Source organism: Anaerobacillus sp. QJM3NY_17 (genome assembly GCF_056173665.1).
In genome coordinates this window covers 2475934-2496904 of record NZ_CM149685.1, presented here as the reverse complement: position 1 = coordinate 2496904, position 20971 = coordinate 2475934, and the positions used below count along the sequence as shown (strand labels likewise).

The window sequence follows — 20971 nt, the reverse complement described above, 5'->3', positions numbered from 1 at the left end:
ATGGTAAGGAGGAAACTGCGTGAGCGATCTGTTCGATAACATAGAAAAGAAAACCAATGTGAAAAAGGAAGACATTTTTAAGTTAGCTAATTCCGTTCAGGGAGCAGATTTTACTGATGAGAAAACAGTGCGTAAATTAATTGCGAATGTTGCACGCGTTGCTAACGTAAATGTCACAAAAGAAAAAGAAGATCGAATCGTAAAGGCAATCGTAAATAAGAATATGCCGTTCGATTTGTCTGCTATTGCAAAAATTTTCAGTCAAAAATAAAGAAATTAGTAGAAACTTAGGCTAATCAACGATACCGCCTTCGATGTAAGACCATATACTAATAATGAACCATCAATGTGCAGAAGCATACTTCTTTAAGAAATTAGAATAGTCAAAGCTGAAGAAAAGCCCCTTTCTTCAGCTTTTTATTTGTCATTTATGGAAGCGTTACCTTTTAAATGAAGTACGCTGGAATGTTTTGAAGAGCTTTAATTAAGTAGAACCATTAAATTGTTGAAACCTTTAGAGGTAAATGCAGTAAAGATTTGATATAATTGTGGGCAGTGCAAACTAGATTTGTCATATTAGGGGGATTAAAATGTCACCAGCGTTAATTAAGATGTGGGTAGCACTTTCGGCACTAGGACTAATGTTTATAGCGGTTATGGCGATCATGTTAAGTCGCACGAAGCTTAAAGGTATTTTCCGAGTGCTTGTGTCAACCTTTGCATATATGTGTATGTTCGTTGCGGGGGTGCTCATGCTTCTCGTCGTGTTTACTGGACCTACTAACTAAATGAGTAAATTTCTAACTAAGGAATGAGTGTAATGAAACGTTTAGCTACTAAAGCTGTATTATGGACATGCCTTGTTACTCTACTGTCAGGATGCCTGTATCCAGAGAGTCAAAAAAACGAGAATCAAATTCCTTATACAGACCAAATTCAATCTGTTCAAACAGCAGTAGAGCAATTCCAAGAAAATAAGTCCATTCTTCCTATCAAAACAAGAGATCAGGAAACACCAATCTATCAGAAGTATCCAGTTGACTTCAAGAAATTAGTGCCCGCTTTCTTACAGCAAGCACCTGGGAATTCATTTGAAAGTGGTGGGGTATTTCAATATGTACTTATCCATGTAGAAGAAGAGCCTACAGTAAGATTAATTGATTTAGTCACTATTGAAAAAGTAAAAGATCTTCAGCTACGTATTAATGATTATAGAAGGAAAAAGAACTATCCACCATTCAAAGATGTTCTTGCAAAAGACCGGTATTCCATCGATTATGATGCGATGGGGATGGATGAAGAGCCGACTGTTAAAAGTCCATTTACAAATGAACAACTTCCATTTTTCTTAGATGAAAAAGGTGATGTACATATTAATTACTCTAGCGACCTTACGAAGGCAATCGAAAGTAATCCAGATCACAGCTATGAAAAGGGCGATGATATCCGAGATTTGTTAGCAGACAATTCGTTTTATGTTCCTGTTGCTTCTGTTGCGTATACAATTGAAAATGATAAAGCTGTTTTTTTAGTGAAATAGGTATTTTCCCTCCTCTTTAGCAATACAACTATTAAAAAGAGGAGGGACTTTATTATGGGCTTATTCAATAGAGGACGAAAAGTTTACTTAAAGCATCAAATCCTTTTACTGTGAACTGTCATATTTATTGGACAACATCATAGAATGGTAGTGTTCAAGAAAGTCTGCGGTCTGGAGTGAATCATTTCGTCCAATGAGGCGGAATTCAGGAGGCGATCACGTGGAGAGAGTAGATATCTTCAAAGATATCGCAGAGCGTACAGGGGGAGATATATACCTTGGAGTCGTAGGTTCTGTTCGAACAGGGAAATCAACATTTATTAAAAAGTTCATGGAACTAATCGTCCTGCCCAATATGGAAAGTGATTCTGATCGAACGAGGGCACTGGATGAACTACCCCAAAGTTCTGCTGGCCGTACCATTATGACGACTGAGCCTAAATTTGTACCAAATCACGCCGTTCAAATTCATGTGGAAGATGGTCTTGATGTTAATGTTAGACTTGTCGATTGCGTCGGATATGCAGTGCCTGGTGCTAAGGGATACGAAGATGAAGATGGGCCAAGAATGATCAATACACCATGGTATGAAGAGCCGATACCGTTTCAAGAAGCAGCTGAAATTGGTACAAGAAAAGTAATTCAAGAACATTCCACGCTTGGCGTCGTGATAACGACTGATGGATCCATTGGGGAGATCCCAAGACACGACTACCTTGAATCTGAGGAAAGAGTCGTGGAGGAATTAAAAGAAGTAGGTAAGCCATTTATTATGATTGTCAATTCTGCCCACCCACACCATCCACAAACGGAGGCATTAAGAGGAGACCTTTGTAATAAATATGATATTCCTGTTATTTCTCTTAGCGTAGAGACTATGACGGAGCATGATATTAACAATGTCATGAGAGAAGTGCTTTACGAATTTCCAGTTCTAGAAGTTAATGTGAACTTACCAAGTTGGGTAATGGTTCTCCACCAAGATCATTGGTTGCGACAGAGTTATGAAGAATCCGTTAGAGAGACTGTGAAAGATATTAAGCGTCTAAGGGATGTTGATCGTGTCGTAGGTCAGTTTGAGGAATTTGAATTTATTCAGGATGCTCGTTTAGCAGGAATTGAAATGGGGCAAGGAATAGCGGAAATTGATCTTTATGCTCCAGAAGATCTATACGATCAAATTCTAAAAGAGGTTGTTGGTGTTGAAATTCGAGGAAAGGATCATCTCCTCCAACTTATGCAGGAGTTTGCATTTGCAAAAGCTGAGTATGATCACGTCTCAGACGCTCTTCGGATGGTTAAACAAACTGGCTATGGTATTGCAGCGCCAGCGATTGAAGATATGAGCCTCGATGAGCCTGAAATCATTCGTCAAGGGTCAAGGTTTGGTGTCAGGTTGAAAGCAGTTGCCCCATCTATTCATATGATTAAAGTAGACGTAGAATCGGAGTTCGCACCTATCATTGGAACGGAAAAGCAGAGCGAAGAGCTTGTTCGTTATTTAATGCAAGATTTTGAAGAAGATCCGCTTTCAATATGGAATTCAGATATTTTCGGTCGTTCCCTGAATTCTATCGTGAGAGAGGGGATTCAGGCAAAACTTGGTTTAATGCCTGAAAATGCTCGTTATAAATTAAAAGAAACGCTCGAACGCATTATTAACGAAGGATCCGGCGGTTTAATTGCGATTATATTATAACAAAACCGACTCCAATACCTGGAGTCGGTTTTTTACGTTAAGTGGTTTAGAAAAACCGAGAAAAGGGGTATTATCTATTTTAGTGAGTTGTTATGCTGAGTTAGCAACTCTTGAGTATATCTAACATTTGTCCATCTAAAGTGTTGAATTGCTTGAATTAACAGACAATAGAAAAGTCACCTTTAGAGCGTTTACAAAACGCTCATTTAGCAGATAATAGGTAAAAAACATTGAAAAATCGTTGAAATCGAGCTAAACGTATTGAATTCTTTCGCATCTTCGTATAATATAGGGCTTGCAAACGTACTAAACGTGCATTGCAACGTATAAATATTGGTCATTAAGTAAATGAATGTATTTATCCATCTCTCTTGAGAGGAGGTGAACAGAATGAACAAGACAGATCTAATCAATGCTGTTGCAGAATCTGCAGAGCTTTCTAAAAAAGAAGCGACAAAAGCTGTTGACTCAGTTTTTGATAACATTATGCAATCCTTGCAAGAGGGTGACAAAGTTCAACTAATTGGTTTTGGTAACTTTGAAGTCCGTGAGCGTTCTGCTCGTAAAGGGCGTAACCCTCAAACTGGCGAAGAAATCGAAATCGCTGCAAGTAAGGTTCCTGCATTTAAACCTGGTAAAGCCCTTAAGGATGCAGTGAAGTAAGAAATACATAGGGCCAAGAAGAGTCGCACATTCTGCGGCTCTTCTTTTTTGCTAACTTTTTCTCCATGTGCTAGAATCTTGATAGGTAATAAAGGCCCTGAATGGAGGAGTAAGAACAATGTACGAAGTTAATCATGAAAAAATACAAGAAGCAGTGAAAATGATCCTTGAAGCGATCGGTGAAGATCCTGAGCGTGAAGGATTGTTGGATACTCCAAAACGTGTAGCAAGAATGTACGAAGAAATCTTTCAGGGGCTGCATCAAGATCCAAAAGAGCATTTTCAGACTATTTTTGGAGAAGACCACGAGGAGCTTGTTCTAGTTAAAGATATACCTTTTTACTCAACTTGCGAGCACCATCTTGTTCCTTTCTTCGGAAAAGCGCATGTTGCCTATATTCCAAAAGGCGGGAAGGTAACAGGACTTAGTAAGCTAGCAAGAGCTGTTGAATCTGTAACGAAACGTCCACAGCTTCAAGAGCGAATTACATCTACGATAGCAAATTCGATGGTAGATACATTAGATCCACATGGTGTTATGGTCGTAGTTGAGGCAGAACACATGTGTATGACTATGAGAGGCGTTAAGAAGCCTGGTTCATCAACCGTTACATCAGCAGTAAGAGGCGTGTTTGAAAATGACGCTGCTGCACGATCTGAAGTACTTGGTTTGATCAAGGGCTAATCCTTTTAAGCGGAGTGATCGATATGAAGAGTGATAGCAACGATTTTTTTGTAATTAAAGCACTTGAAAATGGTGTGAACGTTATTGGGTTGACGCGTGGATCTGATACAAGATTTCATCATTCAGAGAAACTAGATAAAGGCGAAGTTATGATTGCCCAATTCACGGAGCATACATCTGCGGTTAAGGTGAGAGGAAAAGCTGTCATTCAAACAGAACATGGTGAAATAAGTACGGAAGAGTAAAGCAGGACATTATAACCTGCTTTTCTTTCATTTCAAAACCTTAGCCGTTCGTTTTAGCTAGAGGGTTATTGTGCTATACTAGGAATGAATACATAATTTATACTTTAACAATGAAAAAACCGACAAAATAAAGTATATGGAAAACGTAAGCTTTCGCAAAAAGACGCGGCTGGCTCACTTTTCTAATTGGAAGACATGTAAGGGGTATGGGATATGACAAATCCGAAAGAAAGTACACATAAAAAAATAGCAGGAGTTCGAGACATGCTTCAGTCTCGCCTATCCCATTCATATTTGCTTCGATTTATTGATTTTCCAGTTATTGATGAAGAGAAGCTATATGTGTTCTATGGCATATTAGAACAAGCGAAGCTCGAACATAAAAGAAAGCAGGATACGCTCCTGTCCATCATGCTTGTGCAGATTGCACTTGATACGCATGAATTAATCTCACTCGATAATATTGAGAACGAAAGTGAACGAAAAAATCGTCAGCTAACGGTGCTTGCTGGTGACTATTTTAGTAGCATGTATTATCATATTCTTTCTAAGTGGGGAGATAATGGTCTGATTCGTACTCTTTCAGAGGCCATTCAGGAAATAAATGAGGCAAAGATGGCTTTTTATCAAACGGACTATACATCAATTGAATCTGTCTTTGATAACATAAAGACGATTGAGTCTATATTAGTTCGGAAAGTTGCTGAACATTATGGTTTAAATAACTGGAGCAATTTTGGAACTCACTATTTTTATATGAACCGTCTTCTAGTTGAACGTAAGAAGGGGCTCATTCAATCTGGGTCCGATGTCCTTTATAAGATTGCTGCTACGCTTCTATCGGTTAAAGATGCGAAGCTTACAACCAATCAAGTTTCTAAAGTGAAAATTGTACTGGACTCTTATATTTCACATGCGAAGAAAGAGATGGATCAGCTACTTCATAACCATTCAGAGCTTCATCATCTGTTTCAGAAGCGATTTGAATATAATTGGGGTTTACTGGGCATACAGGAAAAGAAAATGGCGGAAGAGGGATAAAGAATGGCTTCATCTAAAGAAGAACGCGTTCACGACGTATTTCAAACCATATCAAAGCGATATGATGTCATGAATTCTGTGATTAGTTTTCAACGTCATAAAGCATGGCGTAAAGATACAATGCGACTGATGGACGTTCAGAAGGGAACAACAGCTTTAGACGTTTGCTGTGGTACTGCAGACTGGACACTGGCTATGGCAGATGCCGTCGGTAAAAGCGGAACGGCAATTGGACTTGATTTTAGCGAAAATATGCTTGAAGTAGGTCAAGTGAAAGTCAAGGAAAAGAAAAAAGATAATGTTACACTTCTTCATGGAAATGCGATGAATCTCCCTTTTGAAGATAATTCCTTTGACTATGTGACAATTGGCTTTGGACTCCGTAATGTACCGGATTACAATCAAGTTATTAAAGAAATGTTTCGGGTAGTAAAACCGGGTGGTCAGGTGGTTTGTCTAGAGACAAGTCAACCAACGATTCCAGTATTCAGACAGGTATATTATGGTTACTTTAAACACGTAATGCCGGTGCTAGGTAAAGTTTTTGCGAAGAGTTACGAAGAGTATTCATGGTTACAGGAATCAGCAAGCACATTCCCTGGACGCGATGAATTAAAGCATCTTTTCTTTCAAAATGGATTTAGCCGTGTAGACATAAAGCCATACTCAGGTGGCGTTGCAGCGATGCATAGAGGATTTAAGCCAATCAAACCATAAAAAGAGAACAGATATTTTGTGAAAATCAGTAAGGTGGATCTCATGAAATTAAAAACGATATACGCTTCTTTAAAAAAAGATTTATCTTTTATTGAATCCGAACTGGAGCAAACGGTAGATGCTCACCATCCTGTTCTCCGGGATGCTTCTAACCACCTATTAAAAGCTGGAGGGAAACGAATCCGTCCTGTTTTCGTTTTGCTCTCAGGTAAATTCGGGGATTATAATTTGCCACTTATGAAGAATGTGGCAGTGGCACTTGAACTTATTCATATGGCTTCTCTCGTACATGACGATGTGATCGATGATGCAGAAATGAGAAGAGGGGCTAAAACGATTAAAGCCAAATGGGATAATCGTGTGGCGATGTATACTGGTGACTATATTTTTGCACGAGCGATTGAGCTCGTTACAGAATTGAAAGAACCAGCTGCCAATACCATTTTATCTACTGCGATTCTTGAGATGAGCATAGGTGAAATTGAACAAATTCGTGATCAATTTAACTGGAATCAAAATGTACGAGATTATTTTCGGAGAATCAAGCGGAAAACCGCTCTACTTATTGCTACCTCTTGTGAACTTGGTGCGGTAGCAGCAGGTGCTTCGAAAGCAGAACAGCTTCATCTTAAAAAGTTCGGTTATTACGTAGGAATGTCCTATCAAATCACGGATGATATTTTGGACTACACAGGAACGGTTAAGCAGCTTGGAAAGCCCGCTGGTGGCGATTTATTACAGGGGAATATTACGTTACCGGTGCTTTATGCCATGAATCAAGGTAACAAGGAAGAAATCATGAATGTGTTCTCAGAAGAACTCTATGCTTCTCAGGAGCAAGTCAATCAAGTCATAAGCATTGTAAAGTCTTCTGGAGGTATTGAGCACGCACGGGACATTAGTGATCGCTATCTTCAAAAGGCGTTTCATGAATTGGATCAATTACCTTCGCATTCTGCTAGAACCTCACTTAGACAAATCGCAGAATATATAGGCAAACGGAAACATTAAAAAGGAAATGTTGTTATTTTTGCGAATATTTGATAGAATTTTGAAGGGCAGAAAAATGCTTTCTGCCCTATACATATAAAGTGTTGAAAGTGAGGAGATTTTTGTGGAGAAAACATTTCTAATGGTAAAACCTGACGGGGTTCAACGTAATTTAATTGGTGGGATTGTATCACGCTTCGAGAATAAAGGCTTTAATTTAGTGGGAGCAAAATTGATGACGGTTTCAAAAGACCTTGCAGAAACTCACTATGGCGAACATAAAGAGCGTCCATTCTTCGGCGAACTAGTAGATTTCATTACATCAGGTCCTGTCTTTGCGATGGTTTGGGAAGGTGAGAACGTCATCTCAACAGCACGTACAATGATGGGGGCAACCAATCCGAAAGATGCAAGTCCAGGAACGATACGTGGTGACCATGGAGTGCAAGTAAGTATGAATGTCATTCACGGTTCAGATTCTCCAGAAAGTGCTGAAAGAGAAATCGCTTTATTTTTTAATGAAAATGAACTAAATGAGTATGCGAAAACGATCTCAAAGTGGGTTTGATTTTTTACAACAAAATGAAAGCGCTTATATAAAGAATCCGGACAACTAGTCCGGATTCTTTTATTACATGAAATCTTGAGTTATAAGTTTGGAAATTGGAAACCTTTTTCGATTTCAATAGTATGGGCAATTCGAAGCAATAAACTATCGTTAAATTTCTTAGATGCCGCTTGAAGACCTACTGGTAAGCCGGAATGTGCTAAACCAACGGGTATTGATATAGCCGGGTGCCCGGTACAATTATAAAGCTGTGTCATCATCCAGTCAGAGATAGGGGCGGATGCTTTTCCGTTAATACGATCCGGTCCTTCGATCTGGTGTGAAAAAGCGGTTACCCCAACTACAGGAGAGAGTATGGCATCAAAACGATTAAGTTCTTTTTGGATGATGTTCCACACTTGTGTTCTCTTCATTTCAGTTTCTCTCAATTCTACTGCACTGAGCTTTCTGCCTGCTTCAATCATGTCAGAGACAGATGAGCTAAATTGAGATGGGAAACGGTCGTAAAGGGATCCGTAAGCAGACGCTAACCCCGCAAACCACATTTTATTAAAGAAAGAAATTAATTCTTCTAATTTCATCTCAAATTGGAAGGGAATTTTTTCTACTATAGCCCCTTGATCACGTAATATGGAAATAGCTTCTTCAATTGGGCCTAGAATCATTGGGTCATACGGGTATAACCCGAAATCCTCTGTATAGGCAAATTTCTTTCCTTTCACTCCCAGCTGCATTTCTTGTTGTAGGTTACTTTCTGGTACTGGAACAGAGTAAGGGTCATTTGGTTCGTAACCTTCCATAACCGATAGAAGTAATGCCGCGTCTTCGGTAGATCTCGCCATTGGACCATAATGTACAAAAGGCTGTGTGGTTCCGAAGCGATTGATCGGTGAACTATCGAATGGAATGCGGCCAAATGTTGGTTTGAGGCCGATAATGCCATTAAGACTCGAAGGAATTCGAATCGATCCGCCACCGTCACTTCCCTCTGCCAACGGAACGCATTTGCTTGCTACTGCAGCAGCAGATCCACCACTAGAGCCACCGGCCGTTCTAGATGAATCCCACGGATTTTTTGCTGGCCCAGCTAAAAGGTTATCTGTCGTACCTTTATGTCCAAATTCAGGAGTGTTCGTTTTTCCAATGATGATTGCACCAGCATCACGAATCCTTTTAACTATCGTTGGTTCTGATTGGGCAATGTGATCTTTAAAGATTGGAGAGCCAAAGGTAGTAAGGCGACCAGTTACGGGGGTGAGGTCTTTAAGGGCGATTGGGATTCCGTGTAAAGGACCACGCACACCACTTTTCATCAGCTCTTCCTCAGCTCCTTTTGCTTCTTTTAAAGCTTCTTCTTCGAAAATAGTGATAAATAAGTTGAATTTAGGATTTAATTGTTTTATTCGTTCAAGATGACTTTGCACTACTTCAACAGGTGAAAGTTCTTTTGTCATTATTTTTTTGGCCATGGATTGAGCGGTTAGGTTTGTAATTTCCATCTGTACACTTCCTTAAGTTAAACTATACCGTCAACTGTAACGAAATATGGCTCATGAGGCAATCAAGTATCGCTTTTAACCATAAACATAACGTGGTTAACAGTAGTAGTAAATAGGGGGTCTTAACAGAGAGGAAGAATAAAAAAATTGTGTTTTTTTAGTTAAATTATGTTAGGATATGCCCAACCATTATTGAAAAAGTTAAAAATAATTACACGAATTTTAGATGGTGTGATATAGTAGTACGTAAAAGCGCCAAAGCAAAATGGAGGAGATAGAGATGAGATACTTAACAGCAGGAGAATCACACGGACCACAGCTAACGACAATACTTGAAGGACTTCCTTCTGGTCTTGAGCTAGTAGCAGAAGATATTAATACAGAACTTGCGAGGCGCCAACTTGGATACGGGAGAGGTCGCCGTATGCAAATTGAGAAGGATCAGGTTCAAATTCTAAGTGGTGTTCGTCACGCGAAATCAACTGGTGCTCCAGTTGCACTTGTCGTAGAAAATAAAGACTGGACACATTGGAAAAATTACATGGGTGCTGAACCATTAACAAAAGAACAAGAAGAAAACATGAAGCGTCAAATCTCACGTCCGCGACCTGGTCATGCAGATTTAAACGGCGCTATTAAATACAATCATCGAGATATGAGAAACGTGTTAGAACGATCATCTGCTAGAGAAACAACAGTAAGAGTTGCTGCTGGAGCTGTAGCTAAAAAACTACTTAAGACACTTGGTATTAAGGTGGCTGGGCACGTGCGCATGATTGGAGGAATTGAGAGTCAATACGATGGTGGTATGTCTCTTGAAGAAATTCAGCGTGTTTCAGAAGAATCGCCTGTTCGAAGTCTTGATGAAGTAGCTGGTCAGAAAATGATGGAAGCAATTGATGATGCAAAGAAAAATGGCGACTCAATTGGTGGAATCGTCGAAGTTATCGTAGAAGGATTGCCTGTAGGTCTTGGAAGTCATGTTCACTATGATCGAAAGCTTGATTCGAAAATTGCTGGAGCTGTTATGAGTATTAATGCATTCAAAGGTGTTGAATTTGGAATAGGTTTTGATGCAGCAAAAATTCCTGGAAGTGAAGTCCATGATGAAATTCAATGGTCTGAGGAAGAGGGATACACACGTAAAACTAATCGCCTTGGTGGTTTTGAAGGTGGTATGACAACCGGTATGCCTATCGTTGTGAAAGGGGTTATGAAACCTATTCCAACATTATACAAACCACTGCAAAGTGTAGATATCGATTCAAAAGAGCCATTCCAAGCGAGTATAGAACGATCTGATAGCTGTGCGGTTCCAGCCGCAAGCGTTGTTGCTGAGAATGTTGTCGCATGGGAAGTAGCGTGTTCAATTCTTGATAAGTTTGGTCATGATCGTATTGAAGAAATTGCAGATGCGCTTGAACGCTTCAGGACATATAGCCGGGAGTTTTAAGGATGGACAGTATAACGATTGATACAAATGGGGGATGTTATTCTGTTCATATTGGAACTGGGATTCGAAACAAATGGAGAGATCTGATTGATTACGCTTCTTATTCAAGTTTTTTCATTATTACAGATGAAGCAGTTGAAGCAAAATATTTATCTTCAATTCAAGGACATGAGAATATCCGGACTTTCGTTGTTCCTTCTGGAGAAGAATCGAAATCTTTCGCTATGTACCATGAGGTAATGACGGCATTACTTAAAGCTGAGTTGGATCGAAAAGCCTGCATCATCGCTCTTGGTGGTGGGGTAGTAGGTGATCTAGCCGGCTTTGCTGCCGCTACATACATGAGAGGAATTGAATTTATTCAGATTCCAACTACGTTACTAGCTCATGACTCAAGCGTTGGTGGGAAAACAGGAATTAACCATGAAGTAGGTAAGAATTTAATTGGTGCCTTTCATCAGCCGTCAGCCGTTATTTTTGATACGGAGTGTCTAAGAACCCTTCCAGATCGTGAATGGCGTTCAGGATTTAGTGAAGTGATCAAGCATGCGCTCATACATGATGAATCGTTTTTACAATGGCTAATGGATAGAGGAAAGAAAGTTCAGGAATACACAGATGAAGAGCTTCAATTCATTATCAAGAAGGGTATTAGTGTCAAAGGCGCAATTGTGAAGGAAGATGAGCGCGAACAAGGAATCAGAGCTTACTTGAATTTTGGTCATACACTAGGTCACGCGATTGAATCAGAGCTTGGATATGGAAAAATGACACACGGAGAAGCGGTTGCTATCGGAATGATCTATGCCCTCAAATTAAGTGAGGAATATTTTCAAACAACGTTTCGTATGGATGAAATAACGAAATGGTTTCAAGATATCGGTCTTCCTACTGTAGTTCCGAATGAGCTTAGTATTCACCAATTAGTTGGCCGGATGAAGAAAGACAAAAAAGCGGAAAACAAAACATTACAATTTGTTTTATTAAAGAAGATCGGTCAGCCTGTTAAGGTGATGATAGACGATGAATCTGCCCTTGAACTGCTTCGAGCTAGTATGGAAGGGAGTGGAGCACATTGATTCGCGGGATTAGAGGAGCAACGACAGTTAACCTTAATGAAAAAGATGAAATTATTCATGCAACGACGACATTACTAGAACAACTAATCGAACATAATAAAATAGATCCTGCTATGGTGGCGTCCATTCAGTTTACGATGACTGGGGATTTAGATGCTGTATTCCCTGCAGAAGCAGTTCGAGCATTTAAAGGGTGGTCTAACGTTCCGTTGCTTTGCTCATCAGAAATCCCTGTTCAAGGAGCGTTACCGATGTGTATTCGACTGTTAATGACGGTGAATACAACAATTGACCAGGATGAAATTAATCACATTTACTTAGGGAAAGCTGTGTCACTTCGTCCAGATCTTGCGAGTTGACAAATGAGATTCATCATACTAGGATAGAAATAAGTTTTAGAGCAGAGGCACGATTAGGTATTACGAGTTGAGAGAGCAGAGAATAGGATAGTTGAGTTGAGGAGAGCTTAGAGGGATACGTTTATACACCCCCTAAGGTTATTAGGGGGTTTTATTATACCCTTTTTCGATATTGGTAACATTCAGACAATTGCAGTCTGTTCTTTGTTATACCACATTTTTATCCTCGGATTACTCAGCTTTTCCATTCTCCATGACTAACAATGGAGAGGTGAGAAAGTTGACTTCAAATTATTCTTCTTTTCAAAGGGATTCCGAAACTTACGGGATGATCCCATTAATGAAGTCGTATTTCCTTGATACGACAACACCCATTCAGATTTTTCAAAATATAGGTAAACGAGCAAGCTTTCTATTAGAGAGTAGTGATCAAGAGTCAAGCTGGTCACGCTATTCATTTATAGGAGTAGATCCAGTCTATTCCCTGGTTGAACAAAAAGGTGTTTTCTCTGTTAATGATGTGGATGGGAATAGAATCCTTCAACGAAATGATTTCCAGTCAGGAGTAAAAGCGCTATTTGAATATTTAAATCCTAAGCTACCAGATCACGACTTCCCTTTTTATGGTGGAGCTGTTGGCTATATTGGCTATGATGCCGTTAGTCAATTTGACAAGATTCCAGTTCATCCTGACCGGGACGAAGATATGCCGTTAGTTCATTTTATGGTTTGTGAGAATTTATTAATCTATGATCATCATTTAAAGCGATTAACAGTTTGTCATCACGCCAGGGTAAAAGAGGCTTTAGATGTTGAACGAGTTTATACCGATGCTTTTTCGATTATGGAAGAACTTGTCTCTCTTGCATCAAAGCCTAATCAAGGTGAAGTGATGCTTCTTCCTGAAGATGCTTCACATGAGGTGGATTTCTCTGAAATTAAATCGAACTATGAAAAGCAGCAATTTTTAAATGATGTTAATAAAATAAAATCTTATATTGAAGAAGGGGATGTCTTCCAGGCGGTATTATCTCAAAGGTTTGAAAAAGATGTCACCATTGGAGGATTAGATCTTTATCGAGTTCTCCGAGTTATTAACCCATCACCATATATGTTTTATTTAAAAATGAACGATGTAGAAATCATCGGTAGTTCACCTGAGAAATTAGTTCAGGTACAAGATGGGAAAATTGAGATCGATCCAATAGCAGGGACGAGAAAACGTGGAAAAACAGCTCAAGAAGATAATGAGCTCGCTGAAGAGTTGCTTGAAGATGAGAAGGAACGAGCAGAACACTATATGCTCGTCGATCTTGCAAGAAATGACGTTGGGAGAGTAGCGGAATACGGAAGTGTTTCAGTACCACAGTTAATGGACATTGGACGCTTCTCTCATGTGATGCACATTATTTCTAAAGTAACAGGTGTTTTGGCACCTCGATTTACTAGTTTAGATGCGGTAGTAGCCTCCTTTCCTGCAGGTACAGTTTCTGGTGCGCCAAAAGTAAGGGCGATGCAAATATTGAACGAGCTTGAACCAACTTCGCGATCCATTTATTCAGGAGCTATTGGATATATAGGATTTGATGGCAATGTTGATTCATGTATCGCCATTCGAACAATGGTGATCAAAGACGGTACAGCATACGTGCAAGCAGGAGCAGGGATCGTAGCTGATTCCGTACCTGAGAGCGAATGGGAAGAGACGCGAAATAAGGCGAGTGCTCTTATTAAAGCGATTCAGGTAGCGGAAGCCATTTTCGACAAAAAGGAGGAGCAGCTAAATGTTTAAAGAACAATTAAGCAGAATGATGGAGGGGCACACGCTGGCTGAATCCATAGCAGAACAGGTCATGGATGTTATTATGGAAGGAAGAGCGAATGATGCACAAATTGCTAGCTTCCTAACCATTCTCCAAATGAGGGGAGAAACGGTTGATGAATTGACTGGGTTTGTTCGCTCCCTTCGAAACCATGTTGTTCAGCTTGATCATGGCGGACTGCCGCTAATCGATACTTGTGGTACAGGAGGGGACGGCCACTCTACCTTCAATATTTCAACTGCTTCAGCCATACTCGTATCTAGTCTGGGTGTCAAAGTTGCGAAACACGGTAATAAAGCTGTTTCCTCTAAGAGTGGTAGCGCAGATGTTCTTGATGAGCTCGGTATCCCTACACAATCAAGTCGTAGCGAAGCTGTTGCAACTCTGAAGGAAAGAAACATGTGTTTCCTATTTGCTCCGAATTACCATGTAGCTATGAAGCACGCTGTAAGTGCTCGAAAAGCGATTGGTTTTAGAACGGTTTTTAATAGCCTGGGGCCGCTAGCAAATCCAGCCGGTAGTCAGTCACAGCTAATTGGTGTTTATAGTCATGACAAAGCATTGAAAATGGCGAAAGCATTAAAGCGTCTAGGAACAAAACGCGCTTTACTGGTGACTGGTGGGGAAGGAATCGATGAGTGTTCTATTTCAACTTACACTGATTTTGTCGAATTAAGAAATGGTGAGATCATGACTTATCGCCACACACCTGAAGAAGTTGGTCTATCAACAGGTAACGCTCAGGATTTAGTGGTCAACACTTCAAAAGAAAGTGCGAGTTTAATTGAACGAATTTTTAACGATGAAGGAAATGAAGCTAGCACTGGAATTGTTCTCTATAATGCTGGAGCAGCTCTCTACCTTGCAGGAGCGTGTGCAACTATTAAAGAAGGTGTGCAGATGGCTAAAGAAGCCATTACGAATGGAACTGGTCGAAAGCAACTAAATGCATTAAGCGCAAACAAGGAGTTGAATGTTCATGCTTGATCAAATTATTAAAGTGAAGCACGAAGAGATGGAACGGTTTATTATGCCGGATGATGAAAAAGTGACAAATGTTTCATTTGTAGGAAGTTTGCGTAAGCCAACCCATGAATTAGGATTGATTGCAGAAGTGAAAAAAGCCTCTCCTTCAAAAGGTATTATCAACGCCAACTTTGATCCTGTAGAAGTAGCTAAAGCTTATGAAAAAGCAGGAGCGGATGCCATTTCTGTTTTAACGGATGAGTCATTCTTTATGGGGGCAAATTCCTTCCTAATAGAAGTTAAAAAGCACGTGTCTTTACCGGTTTTACGGAAAGACTTTATTATTGATAAAAGACAAATTGAAGAGAGTAAACGTATTGGTGCAGATGCTATTCTATTAATTGTGCGAGCGCTTGGCGCAACAAAGACCAAGGAATTTTATGATTATGCTTCAAATTTAGGATTAGAATGCCTTGTTGAAGTACATTCCAAAGAAGAGCTTGAAGCGCTTACTGATCACTTTACTCCAGAAGTCATAGGAATTAACAATCGGAATCTCGCAACATTTGAAACGTCTACTAAACAAACACACTCACTCAGCCAGTATATTCCTCAGTCAACATTGATGATTAGCGAAAGCGGCATATCAACTTACGAGGATATTAAAGACGTGAAAAGTGCGGGAGCGAAAGCCGTACTAGTAGGTGAGGCCCTTATGAGAGATGGTACTTATGAAAAGGGAATTAAGCATTTGTTTGGTGAAACAGTTCATGAGAAAGCCTGAACTTAAGCTGTGCGGTAATCGCTCGTTAGAGGATTGGGAGAGCGTAAGAGTGAGCGGTGTCCCATATGCAGGATTTATTTTTGCAAATAGCGTACGTCGCGTTACGGATGAACAAGTTAAAGGTTGGTTAAGTGATTATCCACCGCTGAATGATACGAAAATTGTAGGGGTGTTTGTGAACCCGGAATTAGAAGAGTTAGCGCAAACGGTAAGTGAAGTACCGCTTGATATTCTCCAACTCCATGGTAATGAAACACCAGCTTTCGCGGCCAAGATTAAACAAATGACAGGGAAAACGATTTGGAAAGTGATTCATCATGGCAAAAGATCTCTAGATGAAATGAAACGGTACGAAGGTATCGCTGATGGATATATCGTTGACACCAAACTACCTGGACAATGGGGAGGAACCGGAAAACGATTTGATTGGGATTCTATCCCGTCATATCAGGCTGAAGCGGCTGAGCAAAGGGTGCCTTTATTTGTAGCAGGTGGAGTAAAGCCAGATAATGTTCAAGAATTGATAAGCTACCATCCAGATGGAATAGATGTATCAAGTGGAATCGAAACCGATGATAGGAAAGATAAAACGAAAATGAACACCATAATCGAAAGGCTGGGATAACAATGTCAACAACTGTACCTGATCAACGCGGTAGATATGGAAGATACGGCGGTAAATATGTTCCGGAAACAGCGATGTATGCGTTAGAAGAATTAGAACAATCGCTAAACGAAGCAATGGCAGACGAACAATTTATGACGAGTTATCATGAGGAACTGAAAAAATATTCAGGTCGACCAACGCCGATTACACATGCAGAAAACTTATCAAAAAGACTTGGCGGGGCACAAATTTATTTGAAGCGTGAAGATCTTAACCATACAGGGGCACATAAATTAAATAATGCAATTGGACAGGCTCTTCTTGCCGTTCGTATGGGGAAAGAAAAAATTGTTGCTGAAACAGGTGCTGGCCAGCATGGTGTTGCAGCTGCAACTGTAGCCGCTCGATTTGGATTAGAATGTAAAGTGTTTATGGGAGAAGAGGATATTAGACGTCAGGAATTGAATGTGTTCAGAATGAAGCTTCTCGGTGCTGAAGTTGTCCCAGTCTCTTCTGGTAGCAAAACATTAAAAGATGCGACGAATGAAGCGATTCGGTACTGGGTAGCAAATGTGGAAGATACGTTCTATTTAATTGGTTCTGTAGTTGGCCCGCATCCTTACCCGAAAATGGTAAGGGATTTCCAGCGCGTGATCGGTGATGAATCACGCGAACAAATGGAAGTATTACCCGATAAGGTAATCGCTTGTGTTGGAGGTGGTAGTAATGCAATGGGCATGTTCTATCCATTTCTTAAAGATGATGTTCGCTTGATTGGCGTAGAAGCTGCCGGTAAGGGAATTCATACTGGAGAACACGCCGCAACGCTCTCTGAAGGTCGTCTCGGTGTTATTCATGGCTCAATTACTTACTTATTGCAAAACGAAACGGGACAAATTCAAGAGCCACATTCAATTTCTGCCGGACTCGATTATCCTGGAATTGGACCTGAGCATGCCTATTTAAATGAAACGGGTCGCGTGACATATACAGGAATTACTGATAATGAAGCACTTGATGCATTAAAAGTTCTATCTGAAGAGGAAGGTATCATTCCGGCGATTGAAAGTGCTCATGCGCTATCTGAAGCAATTAAGCAAGCGCCAGACATGAACGAAAATGAAGTTATTCTTGTATGCCTCTCAGGAAGAGGAGATAAGGATGTGCACACGATAATGGAACATCTTGGAGGTGACGTTAATGAATAAACGATTTGAGAAACATGTAGATGGACGAAACGATCTATTCATACCTTTTGTTGTAGCTGGTGATCCAACAGAAGAAACGACTATTAATTTAGCATTGATGCTTCAAGAAGAAGGAGCTAATGCAATTGAACTCGGTATTCCATATTCTGATCCTCTAGCAGATGGTCCAGTGATTCAGCGTGCGTCACTACGTGCATTAGAACACGGAATGAGCCTTGAGAAAGCGATGGGTCTCGTGAAACAAATGCGAGAAAAAGGACTTGAAATTCCAGTTGTGATATTTACTTATTACAATCTTTTGTTACAATTAGGAGAAGAACGCTTCTTCGCTTTAGTGCGAGAAAATGATATTGACGGACTATTAGTTCCAGATCTTCCTTTTGAAGAAAGTGAAGAGTGGAGAGAAAGTTGCAATGCTAATGAGACTGCGCTGATTTCTCTTGTTGCGCCAACAACTTCAGATAAAAGACTGCAGGCCATTTCGAAAGAAGCTACTGGATTTCTTTATTGCGTCTCGTCACTCGGTGTTACGGGAACGAGGACTGACTTTCATTCCTCAGTCTTTACATTTCTCGATCGAGTGAAAGAGCATAGTATGATTCCAGTTGCGGTTGGCTTTGGAGTCTCGGCTCCTGAACAAGTTGAAAAGCTAAAAGAGCACTGTGATGGCGTTATTGTTGGTAGTGCGATTATTCGTCAAGTTGAGGAACAAGTGGAAGTGTTGAAGAAAGAAGCATCCCAGAAAGAAGGGATAGATCAAATTCGGGCATATGTACGAAATTTGATTTCTCCATATGGGAAAGTGAAAATCCATTCGTGAGGTGCAGGCATGATTCCAAAAAGACAAATGAAAGGGTTAACCCCTTACAAGCCAGGTAAGCCAATTGAGGAAGTAAAAAAAGAGCTTGGTCTCAAACAAGTAATTAAACTCGCTTCAAACGAGAATCCATATGGTTCCTCCCAAACAGTGAAAGAAGCCATTGAAAAGGAACTGTCGCAATTACACATTTATCCAGATGGCTATGCAGCTTCTCTTCGGACTGAGGTAGCAAAGCATCTTAATGTAAATGAAGATCAGCTTGTTTTCGGTAATGGATCAGACGAAGTCGTTCAAATCCTTTGCAGAACTTATCTTGAAAAAGGAACTAATACAGTGATGGCTACACCAACTTTTCCGCAATATCGCCATAACGCAGTTATTGAAGATGCAGAAATTCGTGAGGTTCCACTGACTGAAGGAAAGCATCAACTAGAAGAGATGCTAAAAGCCATTGATGAGAATACGCGCATCATTTGGGTGTGTTCACCAAATAACCCTACAGGAGAGCATATTCCAGAAGAAGAACTATTTTCATTTTTGAAAAAGGTTCCAGATCACGTTCTAGTTGTCATGGATGAGGCTTACAAAGAATATGTTACTGCGAAGAATTTTCCTGATACGCTATCAGCGCTCTCAGAGTATAAAAACCTTGTAGTTTTACGAACGTTTTCTAAAGCATATGGGATTGCTGCTCTTCGCGTCGGTTATGGAGTAGCTAACCCGGAAGTAATCGCCTCAATTGAACCTTCACGAGAGCCGTTTAACACTTCACGTGTGGCGCAAGCTGCGGCAATTGCTGCTCTCAAGGATCAGCAGTTTATTGATATGTGTCGAATAGAAAATGAAAAAGGCAGAGAGCTTTATTATGCTTTTTGTGAGCAATACGATTTATCCATTTATCCTTCTCAAGGGAACTTTGTATTAATTGATTTTGGTATACCTGCAGACGAAGTGTTTGAATACTTGATGAAACAAGGATACATCGTCCGTTCTGGTTCTGCGCTTGGTTTTCCAACTTCAGCTAGAATAACAGTTGGATCAGAGGAGCAAAACAAAGAAATCATTAGCTGTCTTTCTCAATTTCTTGATGAAAAGAGAAAGGAACAGTCATGAGTAAACATGTTGCGGTTATTGGCCTTGGATTAATAGGAGGGTCAATTGCTCTAGCCATAAAAGCAGGGCATCACGATGCTGTCATTACGGGGTATGATGTAAACCAGAATCAGTTGGATCTAGCTATGGCACTTCGGGTTGTAGATCAAACGGCTTCTTCGCTTGAAGAAGCCGTTCAAACCGCTGATTTTATTATGATTGCTGCCCCGGTTGTTCAAACAGAACAAATTTTAGAACAATTAGCCAAAATCAATTTGAAGAGCAATGTGATTATTTCTGACGTGGGTAGCACGAAGCATTCGATTGTAACTCATGCTAAAAAAATCTTAAGTCCTTCCGTTACCTTTATCGGTGGTCACCCAATGGCTGGTTCTCACAAAACCGGCGTAACAGCAGCAAAATCACATTTGTTTGAGAATGCTTTTTATATTTTGACACCTGATGAATCGGTCAACAAATCAAAATTAGATGCTCTAATAGCATTACTAAGTTCAACTAATGCTACATTTGTTGAATTAGACGCTGAAGAGCACGATTATTTAGTAGGATTAATTAGTCATTTCCCTCACATATTAGCAGCAAGTCTGGTTAACTTTGTTAGTGATCGAAATAATAATCAGAGCTATAATGTAGCGAGGTTTGCGGCAGGAGGGTTTCGGGATATTACCCGTATAGCATCAGCTAGTCCTGTGATGTGGCGTGATATTCTTCTAAGAAACAAATCTGTCTTACTGCAGATGACTGAAGACTTGAAGCTCGAGTTAGATCGAATTCAAGGTTATATTAAAAAAGAAGACGGAGATCGTATTTACGATTACTTCTCAGACGCTAAGGACTTTCGAGATGGGTTACCTGTTCGATCTAGAGGAGCTATCCCTGCTTTTTATGATTTGTTTCTCGACGTTCAAGACCAGCCTGGTGTCATCGCTAGCGTTACACAAAAACTTGCAACTGAAGAAATTTCAATAACAAATATTCGAATCATCGAGACACGAGAAGATATTATGGGTGTTCTTAGAGTGAGTTTTCGCTCAGAAAAAGACCGTGACAATGCAAAAGTGGTCCTTGATCATGACTTCGATACGTATGTAGATGATAAATAAGGAGTAAGT

General features: G+C 40.1%; 23 protein-coding genes. 22 read left to right on the top strand and 1 reads right to left on the bottom strand.

Annotation, left to right across the window (positions count from 1 at the left end):
- The first annotated feature begins 19 nt into the window (after nt 1–19).
- The 11 genes from AC0VYV_RS13070 to ndk all read left to right on the top strand — a co-directional run bounded on the left by AC0VYV_RS13070 (nt 20) and on the right by ndk (nt 8148).
- Entirely contained in the window at nt 20–271 is a 252-nt protein-coding gene (locus AC0VYV_RS13070; protein ID WP_194221936.1) for a stage VI sporulation protein F, read from the top strand.
- Between the two features lie 319 nt (nt 272–590).
- Nucleotides 591–788 carry a DUF2768 domain-containing protein gene (locus tag AC0VYV_RS13065; RefSeq protein ID WP_194221935.1) on the top strand — a complete coding sequence of 66 codons (198 nt, stop codon included), beginning with the start codon at nt 591–593 and terminating at the stop codon, nt 786–788.
- Nucleotides 789–820: 32 nt separating this feature from the next.
- Nucleotides 821–1540 (top strand): hypothetical protein, encoded by a 720-nt coding sequence (locus AC0VYV_RS13060; RefSeq protein ID WP_194221934.1) that lies wholly within the window; start codon nt 821–823, stop codon nt 1538–1540.
- Nucleotides 1541–1760: 220 nt separating this feature from the next.
- Nucleotides 1761–3239, top strand: a complete 1479-nt coding sequence (gene spoIVA / locus AC0VYV_RS13055; RefSeq protein ID WP_194221933.1) for a stage IV sporulation protein A — start codon at nt 1761–1763, stop codon at nt 3237–3239.
- A gap of 390 nt (nt 3240–3629) precedes the next feature.
- The gene (locus AC0VYV_RS13050) at nt 3630–3902 is read left to right on the top strand and encodes an HU family DNA-binding protein (RefSeq protein ID WP_048309232.1); all 273 of its coding nucleotides are present in this window, start codon (nt 3630–3632) and stop codon (nt 3900–3902) included.
- Nucleotides 3903–4020: 118 nt separating this feature from the next.
- Nucleotides 4021–4587, top strand: a complete 567-nt coding sequence (gene folE / locus AC0VYV_RS13045; RefSeq protein ID WP_194221932.1) for a GTP cyclohydrolase I FolE — start codon at nt 4021–4023, stop codon at nt 4585–4587.
- 23 nt (nt 4588–4610) lie between these two features.
- Nucleotides 4611–4832 carry a trp RNA-binding attenuation protein MtrB gene (gene mtrB / locus AC0VYV_RS13040; RefSeq protein ID WP_098443979.1) on the top strand — a complete coding sequence of 74 codons (222 nt, stop codon included), beginning with the start codon at nt 4611–4613 and terminating at the stop codon, nt 4830–4832.
- A gap of 213 nt (nt 4833–5045) precedes the next feature.
- On the top strand, nt 5046–5873 hold the full coding sequence (locus AC0VYV_RS13035) for a heptaprenyl diphosphate synthase component 1 (RefSeq protein ID WP_430246200.1): 828 nt from the start codon (nt 5046–5048) through the stop codon (nt 5871–5873).
- A gap of 3 nt (nt 5874–5876) precedes the next feature.
- Nucleotides 5877–6590, top strand: coding sequence for a demethylmenaquinone methyltransferase (locus AC0VYV_RS13030; RefSeq protein WP_430246202.1), 714 nt, complete (start codon nt 5877–5879; stop codon nt 6588–6590).
- Between the two features lie 42 nt (nt 6591–6632).
- Nucleotides 6633–7601 (top strand): heptaprenyl diphosphate synthase component II, encoded by a 969-nt coding sequence (gene hepT / locus AC0VYV_RS13025; RefSeq protein ID WP_430246204.1) that lies wholly within the window; start codon nt 6633–6635, stop codon nt 7599–7601.
- A 103-nt stretch (nt 7602–7704) separates the two neighbouring features.
- A complete protein-coding gene (ndk, locus tag AC0VYV_RS13020) occupies nt 7705–8148 on the top strand; it encodes a nucleoside-diphosphate kinase (protein ID WP_194221928.1) in 444 nt (147 codons plus the stop codon).
- An 80-nt stretch (nt 8149–8228) separates the two neighbouring features.
- On the opposite strand, the gene AC0VYV_RS13015 is transcribed toward ndk, so the two are convergent.
- The gene (locus AC0VYV_RS13015; RefSeq protein ID WP_430246207.1) at nt 8229–9647 is read right to left on the bottom strand and encodes an amidase; all 1419 of its coding nucleotides are present in this window, start codon (nt 9645–9647) and stop codon (nt 8229–8231) included.
- 280 nt (nt 9648–9927) lie between these two features.
- Here AC0VYV_RS13015 and aroC point away from each other — a divergent pair, with 280 nt between their 5' ends.
- From aroC to AC0VYV_RS12960, 11 genes are all read left to right on the top strand, one after another.
- Nucleotides 9928–11100: a chorismate synthase gene (gene aroC, locus AC0VYV_RS13010; RefSeq protein WP_194221926.1), complete on the top strand. Its 1173-nt coding sequence runs from the start codon at nt 9928–9930 to the stop codon at nt 11098–11100.
- Between the two features lie 2 nt (nt 11101–11102).
- Nucleotides 11103–12179 (top strand): 3-dehydroquinate synthase, encoded by a 1077-nt coding sequence (gene aroB, locus AC0VYV_RS13005; RefSeq protein ID WP_430246209.1) that lies wholly within the window; start codon nt 11103–11105, stop codon nt 12177–12179.
- The gene (aroH, locus tag AC0VYV_RS13000) at nt 12176–12538 is read left to right on the top strand and encodes a chorismate mutase (RefSeq protein ID WP_430246211.1); all 363 of its coding nucleotides are present in this window, start codon (nt 12176–12178) and stop codon (nt 12536–12538) included. Before aroB ends, aroH begins: the two co-directional genes overlap by 4 nt.
- A gap of 340 nt (nt 12539–12878) precedes the next feature.
- Nucleotides 12879–14330 (top strand): anthranilate synthase component I, encoded by a 1452-nt coding sequence (gene trpE, locus AC0VYV_RS12995; RefSeq protein WP_242057404.1) that lies wholly within the window; start codon nt 12879–12881, stop codon nt 14328–14330.
- The gene (gene trpD / locus AC0VYV_RS12990) at nt 14323–15348 is read left to right on the top strand and encodes an anthranilate phosphoribosyltransferase (protein ID WP_430243076.1); all 1026 of its coding nucleotides are present in this window, start codon (nt 14323–14325) and stop codon (nt 15346–15348) included. Before trpE ends, trpD begins: the two co-directional genes overlap by 8 nt.
- Nucleotides 15341–16111, top strand: coding sequence for an indole-3-glycerol phosphate synthase TrpC (gene trpC / locus AC0VYV_RS12985; RefSeq protein WP_430243074.1), 771 nt, complete (start codon nt 15341–15343; stop codon nt 16109–16111). Before trpD ends, trpC begins: the two co-directional genes overlap by 8 nt.
- Nucleotides 16098–16736, top strand: coding sequence for a phosphoribosylanthranilate isomerase (locus AC0VYV_RS12980; protein ID WP_194221921.1), 639 nt, complete (start codon nt 16098–16100; stop codon nt 16734–16736). Before trpC ends, AC0VYV_RS12980 begins: the two co-directional genes overlap by 14 nt.
- 2 nt (nt 16737–16738) lie before the next feature.
- Nucleotides 16739–17926, top strand: coding sequence for a tryptophan synthase subunit beta (gene trpB, locus AC0VYV_RS12975; protein ID WP_430243072.1), 1188 nt, complete (start codon nt 16739–16741; stop codon nt 17924–17926).
- Nucleotides 17919–18746, top strand: coding sequence for a tryptophan synthase subunit alpha (gene trpA / locus AC0VYV_RS12970; RefSeq protein WP_194221919.1), 828 nt, complete (start codon nt 17919–17921; stop codon nt 18744–18746). Before trpB ends, trpA begins: the two co-directional genes overlap by 8 nt.
- A gap of 9 nt (nt 18747–18755) precedes the next feature.
- Nucleotides 18756–19859, top strand: a complete 1104-nt coding sequence (gene hisC / locus AC0VYV_RS12965; RefSeq protein WP_430243070.1) for a histidinol-phosphate transaminase — start codon at nt 18756–18758, stop codon at nt 19857–19859.
- On the top strand, nt 19856–20962 hold the full coding sequence (locus tag AC0VYV_RS12960; RefSeq protein WP_430243068.1) for a prephenate dehydrogenase: 1107 nt from the start codon (nt 19856–19858) through the stop codon (nt 20960–20962). The genes hisC and AC0VYV_RS12960 overlap by 4 nt, the downstream gene beginning before the upstream one ends.
- Nucleotides 20963–20971: the final 9 nt, after the last annotated feature.

What these genes read in the sequence shown, in the direction of transcription:
- AC0VYV_RS13065 (WP_194221935.1), top strand. Translation starts at nt 591, where the DNA reads ATGTCACCAGCGTTAATTAAGATGTGGGTAGCACTTTCGGCACTAGGA.
- AC0VYV_RS13060 (WP_194221934.1), top strand. Translation starts at nt 821, where the DNA reads ATGAAACGTTTAGCTACTAAAGCTGTATTATGGACATGCCTTGTTACT.
- AC0VYV_RS13050 (WP_048309232.1), top strand. Translation starts at nt 3,630, where the DNA reads ATGAACAAGACAGATCTAATCAATGCTGTTGCAGAATCTGCAGAGCTT.
- folE (WP_194221932.1), top strand. Translation starts at nt 4,021, where the DNA reads ATGTACGAAGTTAATCATGAAAAAATACAAGAAGCAGTGAAAATGATC.
- mtrB (WP_098443979.1), top strand. Translation starts at nt 4,611, where the DNA reads ATGAAGAGTGATAGCAACGATTTTTTTGTAATTAAAGCACTTGAAAAT.
- AC0VYV_RS13035 (WP_430246200.1), top strand. Translation starts at nt 5,046, where the DNA reads ATGACAAATCCGAAAGAAAGTACACATAAAAAAATAGCAGGAGTTCGA.
- AC0VYV_RS13030 (WP_430246202.1), top strand. Translation starts at nt 5,877, where the DNA reads ATGGCTTCATCTAAAGAAGAACGCGTTCACGACGTATTTCAAACCATA.
- hepT (WP_430246204.1), top strand. Translation starts at nt 6,633, where the DNA reads ATGAAATTAAAAACGATATACGCTTCTTTAAAAAAAGATTTATCTTTT.
- AC0VYV_RS13015 (WP_430246207.1), bottom strand. Translation starts at nt 9,647, where the DNA reads ATGGAAATTACAAACCTAACCGCTCAATCCATGGCCAAAAAAATAATG.
- aroC (WP_194221926.1), top strand. Translation starts at nt 9,928, where the DNA reads ATGAGATACTTAACAGCAGGAGAATCACACGGACCACAGCTAACGACA.
- aroB (WP_430246209.1), top strand. Translation starts at nt 11,103, where the DNA reads ATGGACAGTATAACGATTGATACAAATGGGGGATGTTATTCTGTTCAT.
- trpE (WP_242057404.1), top strand. Translation starts at nt 12,879, where the DNA reads ATGAAGTCGTATTTCCTTGATACGACAACACCCATTCAGATTTTTCAA.
- trpD (WP_430243076.1), top strand. Translation starts at nt 14,323, where the DNA reads ATGTTTAAAGAACAATTAAGCAGAATGATGGAGGGGCACACGCTGGCT.
- trpC (WP_430243074.1), top strand. Translation starts at nt 15,341, where the DNA reads ATGCTTGATCAAATTATTAAAGTGAAGCACGAAGAGATGGAACGGTTT.
- AC0VYV_RS12980 (WP_194221921.1), top strand. Translation starts at nt 16,098, where the DNA reads ATGAGAAAGCCTGAACTTAAGCTGTGCGGTAATCGCTCGTTAGAGGAT.
- trpB (WP_430243072.1), top strand. Translation starts at nt 16,739, where the DNA reads ATGTCAACAACTGTACCTGATCAACGCGGTAGATATGGAAGATACGGC.
- trpA (WP_194221919.1), top strand. Translation starts at nt 17,919, where the DNA reads ATGAATAAACGATTTGAGAAACATGTAGATGGACGAAACGATCTATTC.
- hisC (WP_430243070.1), top strand. Translation starts at nt 18,756, where the DNA reads ATGATTCCAAAAAGACAAATGAAAGGGTTAACCCCTTACAAGCCAGGT.
- AC0VYV_RS12960 (WP_430243068.1), top strand. Translation starts at nt 19,856, where the DNA reads ATGAGTAAACATGTTGCGGTTATTGGCCTTGGATTAATAGGAGGGTCA.